General features: G+C 71.1%; 9 protein-coding genes. 4 read left to right on the top strand and 5 right to left on the bottom strand.

All coding sequences use genetic code 11. The features are described 5' to 3' along the window. The first annotated feature begins 14 nt into the window (after positions 1-14). Both BN159_RS44915 and BN159_RS27315 read left to right on the top strand, forming a co-directional pair. Positions 15-353 carry a CU044_2847 family protein gene (locus BN159_RS44915; RefSeq protein WP_015660241.1) on the top strand — a complete coding sequence of 113 codons (339 nt, stop codon included), beginning with the start codon at positions 15-17 and terminating at the stop codon, positions 351-353. After that, a complete protein-coding gene (locus BN159_RS27315; protein ID WP_015660240.1) occupies positions 350-4,435 on the top strand; it encodes an nSTAND1 domain-containing NTPase in 4,086 nt (1,361 codons plus the stop codon). Before BN159_RS44915 ends, BN159_RS27315 begins: the two co-directional genes overlap by 4 nt. 52 nt (positions 4,436-4,487) lie before the next feature. On the opposite strand, the gene BN159_RS27310 is transcribed toward BN159_RS27315, so the two are convergent. From BN159_RS27310 to BN159_RS27300, 3 genes are all read right to left on the bottom strand, one after another. Then, on the bottom strand, positions 4,488-5,906 hold the full coding sequence (locus tag BN159_RS27310; RefSeq protein ID WP_015660239.1) for a S28 family serine protease: 1,419 nt from the start codon (positions 5,904-5,906) through the stop codon (positions 4,488-4,490). Positions 5,907-6,021: 115 nt separating this feature from the next. Further along, entirely contained in the window at positions 6,022-6,411 is a 390-nt protein-coding gene (locus BN159_RS27305) for a hypothetical protein (protein WP_015660238.1), read from the bottom strand. 82 nt (positions 6,412-6,493) lie between these two features. Then, positions 6,494-10,204 carry an ABC transporter ATP-binding protein gene (locus BN159_RS27300; RefSeq protein WP_015660237.1) on the bottom strand — a complete coding sequence of 1,237 codons (3,711 nt, stop codon included), beginning with the start codon at positions 10,202-10,204 and terminating at the stop codon, positions 6,494-6,496. A gap of 142 nt (positions 10,205-10,346) precedes the next feature. Here BN159_RS27300 and BN159_RS27295 point away from each other — a divergent pair, with 142 nt between their 5' ends. Next, the gene (locus tag BN159_RS27295) at positions 10,347-10,919 is read left to right on the top strand and encodes a hypothetical protein (RefSeq protein WP_015660236.1); all 573 of its coding nucleotides are present in this window, start codon (positions 10,347-10,349) and stop codon (positions 10,917-10,919) included. A 3-nt stretch (positions 10,920-10,922) separates the two neighbouring features. On the opposite strand, the gene BN159_RS27290 is transcribed toward BN159_RS27295, so the two are convergent. Further along, on the bottom strand, positions 10,923-11,552 hold the full coding sequence (locus BN159_RS27290) for a response regulator (RefSeq protein ID WP_015660235.1): 630 nt from the start codon (positions 11,550-11,552) through the stop codon (positions 10,923-10,925). Further along, positions 11,549-12,964, bottom strand: coding sequence for a sensor histidine kinase (locus BN159_RS27285; protein WP_015660234.1), 1,416 nt, complete (start codon positions 12,962-12,964; stop codon positions 11,549-11,551). Before BN159_RS27285 ends, BN159_RS27290 begins: the two co-directional genes overlap by 4 nt. A 231-nt stretch (positions 12,965-13,195) precedes the next feature. Here BN159_RS27285 and BN159_RS27280 point away from each other — a divergent pair, with 231 nt between their 5' ends. Then, positions 13,196-13,747, top strand: coding sequence for a GlcG/HbpS family heme-binding protein (locus BN159_RS27280; protein ID WP_015660233.1), 552 nt, complete (start codon positions 13,196-13,198; stop codon positions 13,745-13,747). Positions 13,748-13,789 lie beyond the last annotated feature (42 nt).

Here is a 13,789-nt window from a genome sequence, read left to right as displayed (position 1 = left end):
CGGAGAGTGGCGTTGTGACACCTCTGACTCGGATACCGCTGGAAGGCGGAGGCTGGCTGCTGGTCGAGGAACCGGGCCCGCCGGACGCGGGGCCGGTGAAGGCCGGCCGCATCGGCGACACCGTGCGCCAGCTTCCCGGCACCCTGGAAAGCGCCCTGGAGCCGGTCACGGAGACCGCCCGGGCCGCCCTCGCGTCGCTGCGCAGGGCCCGCCCCGACGAGATCACCGTCGAGTTCGGCGTCGACCTCGCGTTCGAGGCCGGAGCCGTGATCACCAAGAGCCAGGCCGGGTGCCATCTGAAGGTGACGGTGGCCTGGAAGAACGAAGGCGCCGACGGGGGTGGCGCCCCGTGAACGGAGACGGCCTCGCGTCCGACCTGCCGATGGCGGTGGCCCAGATCCTCGCCCCTGACGGCCGGGTGGCGGGCACGGGATTCCTGGTGGCCGAGGACCTGGTCGTCACATGTGCGCATGTCGTCGAGGTGGCCGGGTTCGGTCCGGGGGCGTCGGTAGGGCTGGCCTTCCCGCGCGTGGTGGGCGCAGACGGGCTCGAGGGAACCGTCCTGGCCGATGTGTGGCGGGCCTCCGAAGCCGAAGACGTGGCCTTCATCAGGCTGCCCGCACTGCCGGCCGGGGCGCGCGTCCTGCCGCTCGGCTCCGCGGAGGGCCGCGGGAGCCACGAGGTGCGCTCGTTCGGCTTCCCCGCCCAGGCGCCGCTGGAGGGGCACTGGGGCGTCGGGAAGGTCGCCGATCTGCTGCCGGCCTCGGATGGCCGGGGGCCGCTGCTGCAGCTGACCGACGCCAACGACCTGACCACCGGGTTCAGCGGCGGGCCCGTTCTCGACGAGAAGAACGGCCTGGTCGTCGGCATGGTCACCGCGATCACGGGAGCCGACGCGAACCTACGTGGCCTGAACATCGCGTACGCGACCCCCACCGAGGTCCTGCGGGAGATCCTGCCGGAGCTGGCCGAGCGCGATGTGTGCCCGTACCGGGGTCTTGAGCCGTTCAGCGCCGAGCACGCCCAGTGGTTCCAGGGCCGTTCGGAGGCGGTACGACAGGTGCTGGCGAACCTGGCCGAACAGCGCCGCCTGACCTTGCTGCTCGGACCCTCCGGCTCGGGCAAGTCGTCGCTGATTCAGGCGGGCGTGCTGCGCAAACTGGCGGACGGCGCGCTGCCGGGCAGCGACCGGTGGCTGCCGGTGCTGGCCCGGCCCCGGCAGGACATGCTCGCGGAGATCGAGCGGGCGGGCCTGCCCGGCGCGGGAGCCGAGGGCATCACGGCGGCGGTGAACGCGAGACTGGCGGCTGAACCGGGCTTCCAACGGGTGCTGCTGGTCATCGACCAGTTCGAGGAACTGCTGGTGCAGAGCACCAACGGGCGGCTGCGGAAGCTGCTGGAGGCCATCGACGAGGTCACCTCCGCGGCGGATGCCTACACGAAGATCACCGTAATCCTGATCATGCGGGACGACTTCTACCCGCAGTTGGCGGCGCTGGCGCCGAAGCTGCTGGACGCGGCGATGCCGGGGCTCCTGAACGTGCCGGGCACGCTGACCAATGAGGACCTGCACGACATCATCGTCCTGCCGGCGGAGGACGTCGGGCTGCGGCTCCAGCCGGGGCTGCCGGACCGGATCATCGACGACGTACTGAACATCACCCCCGAGGCGGCGATCACCCGCCAGGCGCCCGTCACCGTGCTGCCGCTGCTGGAGATGACGCTCCAGCAGCTGTGGGAGCGACGCAAGGACGGGTACCTGACCCACGAGGCGTACTCGCGCATCGGGGAGGTCAGCGGCAGCGTCACTACGTGGTGCGACAACGCCCTCGACGAACTGTCCCCCGAGCAACAGGTCATCGCTCGGCGGGCGTTGACGTCCCTGGTGCACCCGGTGGACCCCCGTCACAGCGTCACGGGGGTACGCACGCAGGTACCCCTGGACGAGCTGCGGGTGCTGGCGGCGGACCCGGGTGACAAGGACGAGCGGGCGAACGTGGACGCGGTCATCGCGGCGCTGGCCCGACGGCGCATCATCACGACCCTCCGCACTCCGCCGCGTCCAGGGGCTCCGCCCAGCGAACCGGTCGCGGAACTGATCCATGAGGCACTGATCCGGGACTGGAGTGCGCTGAAGAAGTGGGTGGACCAGGACACCCGTTTCAACGAGTGGCTCAACCGCACCCGGGAACGACAGTCCCGCTGGGACCTCCTGGAAGGAGCGGCACTGGCCGAGGGCCTGGAACTGTCCGAGCAGCGACGGTTGCCGAGCGACATCGCGGAGTTCCTCAAGGCCAGCCAGGACCGCCAACGGGCAGCCGTGCGGCGGAGCCGGGTGGTCATCGGGGTCCTGAGCGGGTTGCTGGTACTGGCCCTGCTGGCGGTGGCGGGGGCCGTGTGGGAGTGGATCAGGGTGGGGAACGCGAAGGAGAGGGCGCTGTCACGGGAGCTTGCGGCGCAGTCCAACGAACTCCTCAGCACGGATCCGGAACTCGCGGCGCTGCTGGCGGTCAAGGCGTTTCAAAGCAGCGACACCTCCGAGGCCATTGACAGCCTGAGCAGCGCCGCGGCCCTGCCGACGCACCGTCGCTTCTCCTGGCACGACGATGAAGTGCGCGCAGTGGCGTACAGCCCGAAAGGTTCGTACTTCGCAAGCGTCGGCGCCGACCAGTCCGTCCACCTGCGGGACGCGCGCACGATGAAGACGCTCCGGAGACTACCCATGCACGACAACGCGCTGAACTCGGTGGCGTTCAGCCGGGACGGCGGCCTGGTAGCCACCGCCGGTGCCGACGAGCTCGTCCGCCTGTGGAATACGGGCACGGGCCGGCACCACAAGACACTCCACGGCCACTCCGACCAGGTCAGGGCTGTAGCGTTCCATCCGAAGGAGGACATCATCGCCACCGCCGGCGACGACAACGTCGTCCACCTGTGGAACACGGCCACCGGCGAACACCTCAGAACGCTCGAAGGGCACAAGAGTCATGTCAGGACCGTGGCGTTCCATCCCGAGGGCGGCATCCTTGCCACCGGCGGCGACGACAACACCGTCCGGCTTTGGAGCACGTCCGACGGCACACCCCTGGAAACGCTCAAGGAGCACAAGCAGTCGGTGACTTCGGTGGCGTTCAGCCCGGATGGCAGCATGTTTGCGAGCGCTGACGGCTACGACGCGCACCTGAGGGACCCAGCCACCGGTGAGAGTTCGAGCGTGCTGTCGGACTACGCCCATCTGGTCGCCTTCAGCCCGGACAGCAAGACCTTCGCCACCGCCTCCGACCGCTTCGTGCAGCTGTGGGACACGTCCACCGGCGCGCCGCGCATGACCCTCGCCGGTCACGCCAACACGGTGCTCGGGCTGGCGTTCAGCCAGAACAGCCGCGCCCTTGCCACCGCGGGACGCGACAAGACGGTACGCATGTGGGACGCGACCGCCGGCAACGACCGCACCACGCTGAAGGGAAACACCAGCTCCGTCTTCTGGCTGGCGTTCAGTCCCGACAGCAAGACCATCGCCAGTGCCGGCGCCGACAACTCCGCTCGGCTGTGGAACTCGGCCACCGGTAAACCCGGCCGGAAACTGAGCAAACACAGTCGAGAGGTGTACGCCATTGCCTTCCACCCCAACGGCGACACAGTCGCCACCGGGAGCGAGGACAAAACCGTACGACTGTGGAACATCCACACCGGTACGAGCCGGCCACCTCTGAAGGATCACAGTTTTCCAGTGTTGTCAGCGGCCTTCAGCCATGACGGCAAGACCCTCGCCACCGCGGACAGAGACGGCGCTCTCCTCTTGCGCGACGCGAACACGGGCAAGGCCGGCCCCCCGATCCGCGCGCACAGTGAGGCGGTGTTGGATATGGCCTTCAGTCCCGACGACCGCCTTCTCGCCACCGCCGGCGGCGACTCGACGGCGAAACTCTGGGATCGGCGCGGCAAGTTCCTGACGGCACTCTCCGGACACGACTACGCGGTGAATTCTGTGGCGTTCAGCCCTGACGGCGAGATGATCGCCACGGCAAGCGGGGACGGAACGGTCCTCCTGTGGAACGCAGACACCGGCCGATCGATCGCCGCTCTCACCGAGCACGCCGGGGGCGTGAACGCAGTGGCGTTCCACCCCGACGGAAAGACCCTCGCCACCGGGAGCGATGACGGGACCGTCCGGGTCTGGGACGTGGCGACCCACAAGCCCCGCAGGTCCATCCTCGCGAGCCTGAGCGGTGTGAATCATCTGGTGTACAGCCCTGATGGTCACGTCCTCGCCACCGCCGGCGTCGATGGAACAGTGCGCCAGTGGGAGGTCGACAGGTCCCCCGAGCCCCAAAGGGACATCGAACACATCTGCCGCACTTTCAACCGCGATCTCACCACCGACGAGGCCAGGGCCTACCTCCACGACGGCTCAGACGCCTCCGTCTGCCCGTAAAACCGCGAAACCGGCGGCAGGCCACCAGGACCCGCCGCCGGTTCAAGGCGCGTTACGGACGCAGCGTCCGCTCCACCCCCCGCTTGTCCAGCTTCGCGTCGAACTTCGCCAGCGGCTTCGCCGAGGACGGGTTCGCCTGGACCGAGGCCGAGGCGACGCCCGCCCACTCCAGGATCTTCGCCGTCGCCAGGGTCTTCTCCGAATCCACCAGGCCCGCGACCCGCGCCCCGTGGTTCGCGCCCGGGGCCGTGAAGACGTACGAGTCACGCGCACCCTTGCCGAGGCGGAACGGCTCCGCGCCCCACGGGTCGTTCTCGCCGTAGACGAAGAGCATCTGGCGGGCGTTGTGGCGGACCCAGGTGTCCACGTCGCGCATCGCGTACGGCTGGAACGTCATCGGGATCGAGCGCGGCACGAAGTACCGCGGCGGCAGGTAGCCGTAGCGGATGTACTGCTTCTCGATGTGCGGGAAGACGATCGTCGGCGCGCCGAGCTGGGTGCCCGCCTGGTAGTAGTACGGCGTGTACGGCTCCAGGCCCTGGTCCGTATAGAACGAGAAGCCCGCGATCGTGTCGATCGAGGTCCAGATCTCCTCGTCCGTCGCGTTCTTCGCGTCCGCGGGAATCGTGCCGCAGTCCGAGAGCAGGCTGTACTGCCAGAAGCCCCAGACGTAGTCGAGCACGGTCGCCTCGTACGCCTTGTCCAGGCTGCCCACCGTGTTGAACGTGTAGCCGTTCTCGGCCGCGTAGGCGGCGTAGCGCTGCTCCAGCGGCTCACGGCGGACCAGGGCCTCGCGCTGGACGCCGTTCAGGCGGTCGCGGCACTCCTTGGTGCCGACGTTGGCGAAGAACTCGTCGTAGGCCGAGTCCTCCTTGTTCACCACGTCGTTGGGGGCGACGTAGGCGACGACGCCGTCCATGTCGCGCGGGTAGAAGCGCTCGTAGTACGTGGCGGTCATGCCGCCCTTCGAGCCGCCCGTGGAGAGCCACTTCTTGTCGTAGAGCGGCTTGAGCGCCTTGAAGATGCGGTGCTGGTCGCTCGCCGCCTGCCAGATGTCCAGCTTCGTCCAGTCGGCGGGGGCCGGCCGGGACGGCGTGAAGTAGCGGTACTCCATGGAGATCTGGTTGCCGTCCACGATCTGGGTCGGCTCGCGCCGGCTCGGGGTCGTGGAGACGTTGTAGCCGCCGGTGTAGAAGACCGTCGGGCGGCTGACGTCCTTGTGCAGCACGGTGATCCGCTGCTGGAACGTGCCCTTCGACGGATGCCGGTGGTCCACCGGCTGGGTGTAGTTGAGGACGAAGAAGCGGTAGCCGGTGTACGGCTTCTCCTCCACCAGGCTCATGCCCGGTATGGCCAGCAGCCGGTCCTTGATGTCGGTGGCCTCCGGCTGGGCGGCGGTGGCCGCCCCTGCCGTGCTCAACGTGCCTATGAGCACCGTGAGCGCCAGCAGCCATCTGAGCGCCTTGCGCATGCACCCTCCCCTGTGAGTTCAGATGTGCGCCCGGAAGCTATCGGAGCAACAGACGATCACACCAGAGGAGTTACCGACAAAACCGGTCACAGACCGAATCGGATCAGCACAGGGATCAGCACAGAATCCAGCCCGACTCGCCCGATCCGCCGCCCACTCGGCCGGTCACCTTCACACAGCGATGGCCCGCGTACACCGACACCGTGAGCGTCTTGCGCCGGTGCTTGCCCTGGTAGGGCACCGGACGGTGGCCGCGCGCCTGCACGCTGACCGCCATCGTCCGCTTGCGGCCGGGGTTCTTGGCGAGCGTGAAGGCGCACACCGTGCCGCCGCTCCGGTACACCTGTACGGAACCCGTGGAGAACGGCACCGTCCGCACCTTGCGCCCGGGACACGACGTACCGGCGGCCTGTGCCTCGCCCGGCGCCGCGACGGCGAGCAGCCCGGACGCGATCAGCAGCGCAAGACCGGTCCCCAGCCGTCGGCGTATCGCACCACTGTCCACTGTGTCGTCCTCCCCGTACCCCGGCGATGAGCGTACTGATGTACGGACGCCTGACGTACACCGGACGGTTGCGTGCCGACCGTCACGCGAGCTCGACGCCGACCGGTTCCCCGATGAAGGTCCGCCACAGTTCGGCGTACCGGCCGCCGAGGGCCAGCAGTTCGTCGTGGGTGCCGTCCTCGGCGACCCGGCCGTGCGCCATCACCACGACCCGGTCCGCGCGCGCGGCGGTCGTCAGCCGGTGCGCGACCACGAGGGTCGTACGGCGGCCCGCCAGGCGGTCGGTGGCCTGGTTGACCTGTGCTTCCGTCGCCAGGTCCAGCGCGGCGGTCGCCTCGTCGAGGAGCAGGATGTCGGGGTCGACGAGTTCGGCGCGGGCCAGCGCGATCAACTGCCGTTGCCCCGCGGACAGGTTGCGGCCGCGCTCGGCGACCTCGTGCAGATAGCCCCCGTCGAGGGTGGCGATCATCTCGTGGGCGCCCACCGCGCGGGCCGCCGCCTCCACCTCGGCGTCCGTCGCGTCGGGGCGGCCGTAGGCGATGGCGTCGCGGACGGTGCCCTGGAAGAGGTACGCCTCCTGCGGGACGACGCCGAGCCGGTGCCGGTAGGCCGTCATGTCCAGGGCGCGCAGATCGGTGCCGTCGACGGTGACCCGGCCGCCGGTCGGGTCGTAGAACCGGGCGACCAACTTGACCAGGGTGGACTTCCCGGCGCCGGTCTCGCCGACGAAGGCGACGGTCTGGCCCGCGGGGATGCGCAGGTCGACGTCGGTGAGGGCCTCGTCGTCGCTGCCGTACGCGAAGCTCACGTCCTCGAAGGCGATCTCGCCGCGCAGGGAGAGGACGTCCAGCGGCTCCTCGGCGGACTTCGTGGACGTCGGCTCCTGGAGCAGCTCCTGGATCCGGCCGAGCGAGACCGTGGCCTGCTGGTAGCCGTCGAAGACCTGGGAGAGCTGCTGGACGGGGGCGAAGAACAGGTCGATGTAGAGCAGGTACGCAACGAGCGCGCCGGTCGTCAGCGTCGCCGCGTCCACCCGGCCCGCGCCCACGATCAGCACGGCGGCCACGGCGACCGACGACAGCAACTGCACGAAGGGGAAGTAGATGGAGATCAGCCACTGGCCGCGGATGCGGGCCTGGCGGTAGCTGTCGCTGCGCTCGGCGAACCGCGCACCGCCGTCCCGCTCGCGCCGGAAGGCCTGCACGATACGCAGTCCGGACACCGACTCCTGGAGGTCGGCGTTGACCACCGACACCCGCTCACGGGCCAGTTCGTACGCCTTCACGCTCGCCTTGCGGAAGAACCAGGTGGCGACGATCAGCGGCGGCAGCGTCGCGAAGACGACCAGCGCCAGCTGAAGGTCGATCACCAGCAGGGCGCCCATGATGCCGAAGAAGGTGACGACTGAGACGAACGCGGTGACCAGGCCGGTCTGGAGGAAGGTCGACAGGGCGTCGACGTCCGTCGTCATCCGCGTCATGATCCGGCCGGTCAGCTCGCGCTCGTAGTAGTCGAGCCCGAGCCGCTGGAGCTGGGCGAAGATCTTCAGCCGCAGCGCGTACAGCACCCGCTCACCGGTGCGCCCGGTCATCAGGGTCTCGCCGAACTGCGCCGCCCACTGCACGCTCACCGCGACGAGACCCAGCAGGGAGGCCACCCAGACCGCGCCGAGGGCGGCCTCGGAGACCCCGCTGTCGATGCCGTGCCGGATCAGCACCGGCAGCAGCAGTCCGGTGCCCGCGTCGACGGCGACCAGGCCGAGGCTGGCCAGCAGGGGCAGCCCGAAGCCGCGCAGGAGCCGCCTGAGGCCGTAGGACTCCTCCGGGGTGACCGCTCGGGCCTCGTCGACGTCCGGGACGTCGGTCGCCGGGGGCAGCGCCTCGACCTGGGCGAGGAGTTCCGGGGTGGCCGGGGCGCCGTCCATCGCGGTGTCGCGCGGGGTGCGTTCGCCCGCCCACAGCCGGGGCGTGATCCCGCGCTCGGCGTCGAACTCGGCGTCCAGCTCGGCCCGTACGGAGGTGTCCTCCTCCTGGGGCGGGGCGGCCGGGGTGTGTCCTGGCGAGACGCCGCCCAGCTCGTCGGGGTCGGTGAGCAGGCGGCGGTAGAGGGCGGAGCGCTCCTGGAGCTCCTCGTGGGTGCCGAGGTCGGCGAGGCGGCCGTCGTCGAGGACGGCGATGCGGTCGGCGAGGTTCAGGGTGGAGCGGCGGTGCGCGATCAGCAGGGTCGTGCGGCCCTCCATGACCTGGGCGAGGGCCTCGTGGATCTCGTGCTCCACGCGCGCGTCGACGGCGGAGGTGGCGTCGTCGAGGACCAGCAGGCGGGGGTCGGTGAGGATGGCGCGGGCGAGGGCGACGCGCTGGCGCTGGCCGCCGGAGAGGGTGAGGCCGTGCTCGCCGACCTTGGTGTCGTAGCCCTCGGGCAGCTCGGCGATGAAGCGGTCCGCCTGGGCGGCGCGGGCGGCCTGCTCGATCTGCTCCTCGGTGGCGTCGGGGCGGCCGTAGGCGATGTTGGCGCGGACCGTGTCGGAGAAGAGGAAGGAGTCCTCGGGGACCAGGCCGATCGCGGCGCGCAGGGAGTCCAGGGTCAGCTCGCGGACGTCGTGGCCGCCGATGAGGACGGCGCCGTGGGTGACGTCGTAGAAGCGGGGCAGCAGGAGCGAGACGGTGGACTTGCCGGAGCCGGAGGAGCCGACGACGGCGAGGGTCTCGCCGGGGCGGATCTCGAAGGTCAGCCCGTCGAGGACGGGGCGGCTGTCTTCGTACCCGAAGGAGACGTCGTCGAACTCGACGGTCGCCGGGGCGTCGGCGGGGAGTTCCTTGGTGCCGTCCTTCATCGACGGCTCGGTGTCGATCAGCTCCAGGACGCGTTCGGTGCCGGCGCGGGCCTGCTGGGCGACGGTGAGGACCACGGCGAGCATCCGGACCGGGCCGACGAGCTGGGCGAGGTAGGTGGAGAAGGCGACGAAGGTGCCGAGGGTGATGTGTCCGCGCACGGCGAGCCAGCCGCCGAGGGCGAGCATGGCGACCTGGCCGAGGGCGGGGACGGCCTGGAGGGCCGGGGTGTACTTGGAGTTGAACCGGATGGTGCGCAGCCGCCCGGCGAACAGCCGTCGGCCGACGTCCCGGAGCTTGCCGGTCTCCTGCTCCTCCTGCCCGAAGCCCTTGACCACGCGGACCCCGCTGACGGCGCCGTCCACGACGCCCGCGACGGCCGCCGCCTGGGCCTGGGCGTACCAGGTGGCGGGGTGCAGCTTGGTGCGGCTGCGCTTGGCGATCCACCACAGGGCGGGGGCGACGGCCAGCGCGACGGCGGTGAGCGGCAGCGACAGCCAGGCCATGACGACCAGGGAGATCAGGAACAGGGCGAAGTTCCCGATGGTCATCGGGAGCATGAAGAGCAGACCCTGGATCAGCTGGAGGTCGCTGGTGGCCCGTCCGACGACCTGCCCGGTGGACAGCTCGTCCTGCCGCCGCCCGTCGAGCCGGGTGATCGTCCCGTACATCTCGGTACGGAGATCGTGCTGGACGTCGAGGGCGAGACGGCCGCCGTAATAGCGCCGGACGTAGGTGAGCACGTAGACGATCACGGCCGACCCGATGAGCAGCCCCGCCCACAGGGCCATGCCGCGGGTCTTGTCGCCGATCACGTCGTCGATGATCACCTTGGTGATCAACGGCACGAGCGCCATGACGGCCATACCGGCCAGCGAGGACCCGAGGGCGAGGACGACGTCCTTCGGGTAGCGCCAGGCATACCCCCACAGTCTCCGCGCCCATCCCTGCCGCGCTGCCACGTCCGGCCTCCCCGCGTGATCGTCCACGACATGCCCCAACGTGTTCGGCCTCGGTTTTCATCCCGGGATGAGCATCCGAACGGGGTGCGGCTGAGTATCAGGGCGGAGCCGCCGGGCCGCGGGGCCGGATTTGATCATCGGTATGAAGAAGAACACCGTGCTCGTCGCCGTCGCCGTCGTCCTCGTGGTGCTGTTCGCGCTGGTGGCCAAGGGGTGCGAGGCGATGGCCGGCGGCCGGGTGGGCACGACCGACGAGTTCCGCGCCCATGTGCGGGCGACCACCGAGGCGGGCACTGCCGTGTACCTCGCCCTCTCCCCCGCGCCGACGGGCGACCTCTACCCGGCCAAGGAGGGCAGCGGCTCCTGCGTCGACGACTTCGGCTTCGACGACGGTGACGTCACCCGGGACCAGCCGATCTACTCCTGGGACCTGGAGTACGCGAGCACCACCGACTTCCGTGCCGCGCTGAAGGCCCTGGAGGCGACCTGGCGCGCGGACGGCCGCAAGGTGGAGAAGGTCGAGAACGGCATCGCCACCACTGTCGACGACGGCATCCGGGTCACCTTCCACCTCGGCTGGTACACCGACAAGCCCGAGCTGCGCGCGGAGGGCAGGTGCATGCGGTACACGGACACCTACGGCGACACGTACGACTTCCTGTACGACGACGACGGCGACGGGACCGTCGACGAGTACGAGAAGCCCAGCTGGTGAGCCTCACGGCAGCAGCCGCTGCTCCTTCGCCACCGCCACCGCGCCCGCCCGGGTGTCCACGCCGAGCTTGTCGTAGATCCGGCCCAGGTGGGTCTTGACCGTGGCCTCGCTGATGAACAGGGCCTTGGCGATCTCGCGGTTGCCGAGGCCCTGGGAGAGCTTGGCGAGGATCTCCTGCTCGCGGTCGGTGAGGGTGGGGCGCGGATTGCGCAGGTTCGCCATGACCCGGCCCGCGACCGGCGCGGACAGCGCGGTACGGCCCTGCGCGGCGGCGTGGATCGCGGCGAACAGCTCGTCCGGCCGCTCGGCCTTCAGCAGGTAGCCGGTCGCGCCCGCCTCGATGGCCCGGGTGATGTCGGCGTCGGTGTCGTACGTCGTCAGCACCAGGACGTGCGGGCCGCCGCCCGGTGTCGCGGTCAGCCGCCGGGTGGTCTCCACACCGTCGATGCCCGCGCCGAGCTGGAGGTCCATCAGCACGACGTCCGGCGTGAGCTTCGCCGCCAGCGCCAGCGCCTCCTCTCCGGTACCGGCCTCGCCGACGACCTCGATGTCCGGGGCGCTGTCGAGCAGGGCGAGCAGTCCGGCGCGGACGACGGCGTGGTCGTCGCAGAGCAGGATGCGTACGGCGGTCATGGGCTGCTCTCCGTGTTCTCCAGGGGGATCGCGGCGGACAGAACCGTGCCCTCGCCGGGCGCCGACTCCACGGTCAGGGTGCCGCCGAGCTGGCGCACCCGGGCCCGGATCGCGGGCAGCCCGTGCCCCCGCACCCCGGACGGGGCCGCCAGCGCGGCCGGGTCGAAGCCGTGGCCGTCGTCGGCGACGTCCAGGACGGCCTGGTCGTCGAGGAGCGTGAGGGTCAGCGCGGCGGAGGCCGCCCCGGAGTGCTCCCGTACGTTCGCCAGGGCGCCCTGCGCGATCCGCAGCAGCGCCGACTGGACCCGGTCGGGCAGCTCGGGGGCACGGCCGGCGTCGTCGAGGTGGACGCGGACGGTGAGCGCCTCGCCGGACTCGCGCGCGGCGAGCGTCCGCAGTGCCTCGCCGAGCCCGCCGCCCCGGGCCAGATCGGCGGGGGCGAGGTCGTGCACGAAGCGGCGGGCCTCGGTGAGGTTGTGCTCGGCGACGGACTCGGCGGTACGGACGTGTGCGCGGGCCTTGGCCGGGTCCGACTCCCAGATCCGCTCGGCGGCCTGGAGCAGCATCTGCTGGCTGGACAGGCCCTGGGCGAGGGTGTCGTGGATCTCCATGGCCAGGCGCTGGCGTTCGGCGAGGGTGCCCTCGCGGCGCTCGGTGGCGGCCAGCTCGCGGCGGGTGCGGACCAGGTCGTCGATGAGGGCGCGCTGGCGGGCCGCCTGCCGGCGCAGCTGCACGAAGACCGCGGTGGCGAATCCGGCGACGGCGGCCGGGCCGACCACCAGGTCGAGGTCGAACCGCGGGGCGAGCTGGAGTTGGGCGACGATCACGAACACGGTGAGCACGCCGACCAGGGCGTAGGCGGCGCCCGGCGGAAGGTGGCGCAGGGCGACGTAGAAGAGGGGGACGGCGACCCAGGCGAAGCTGGGGGCGAGGGCGACCAGGACGACCCATACGGCGACGACGGCACCGAGCCAGAGGAGCCGGGGCGGGGTCGGCCGGGACGCGGCGGGCCGGGCGACCACGAGATCCGACCGGTCGCCGAACCGTCCCATGACGTACAGCACGCCGAGGACCACGGCCAGCGCGATCACCCAGGGGGCGCGGGGTTCACCGCCGTGCCGCTGGATGTAGCGCGCCATGGAGGTGCCGAGCAGGAGGAAGAAGGTGGCGTGCATGACGGCGGCGAGCCGGCGGGCGTCGGGGTCGGCGGGGGTGCCGGGGGCGTCGGGGATCGCGACGCGTTCGCGGGTGTCCGGGATGTCGGGGGCCGACCCCGCGTCGCCGGGCGCGGCAGCGGGCCCGCGGGCGTCCGGGGTGCCTGGGTCGGCGGGGGCGCCGGACCCGTTGGGGCCGCCGAGGCGTCCGAGCCCGCCCGGGACCCGGCCCGGCTCGACGTGCCGTGGTGTCGGCATGCCGTCTTCACCGCCTTCCCGATGAGCCCGCCGGTCGGCGGTGAACTGGACAAACACCTCCAGTGTCCCCCGTCCCGCCGGGCCCGGGGTCAACCGTTCGGATGACCCCCGTATCAGCCGATCCGCCCCGCGCGACCAGCCGGAACGCCGACGGGTGGGCCCGGATCCGGGCCCAGGCTGGATACCGAAGCGCAATCCGCTCCCACCGAATCTCCCAGGAGTTGCTGAGCCATGAAGAAGATCTCCCGGCGTGCCCGCATCGCCACCGGCGGCGTCGTCCTCGCGGCCGTGGCCGCCGGTACCTTCGGCGCCGTGTCCGCCAGCGCCTCGGCCCCGACCGCCGCGCAGGCCCGGCCCGCCGCGGTGAAGTCCTCGGACACCATCACCTCCACGCACCTGTCGATCGCCGCGGCCACCGACGCCGCCGAGGCGGTCCTGGAGGCGGCGAAGAAGGAGAACCAGCGGGTCTCCGTCGCCGTGGTCGACCGCAACGGCAACACCCTGGTGACCCTGCGCGGCGACGGCGCGGGACCGCAGTCCTACGAGTCCGCGATCCGCAAGGCGTTCACCGCGGTCTCCTGGAACGCCCCCACCTCCGAGCTGGCCGAGCGGCTGGAGCAGACCCCGAACCTGAAGGACATCCCGGGCACCCTGTTCCTGGGCGGCGGCGCCCCGGTCACCGCGAACAACGCCCCGATCGCGGGTATCGGCGTGGCGGGCGCCCCGTCCGGCGCGCTGGACGAGAAGTTCGCGCAGGCGGGCGTGGCCGAGCTGGCCGGCTGACGCTCCTGTCCCTCCCGGGCGCCCCGCGTGGGCGCCCGGACC

Origin of the sequence: Streptomyces davaonensis JCM 4913 (assembly GCF_000349325.1) — a bacterium.
Classification (GTDB): domain Bacteria; phylum Actinomycetota; class Actinomycetes; order Streptomycetales; family Streptomycetaceae; genus Streptomyces; species Streptomyces davaonensis.
This window is presented reverse-complemented; position numbering and strand designations above follow the sequence as displayed.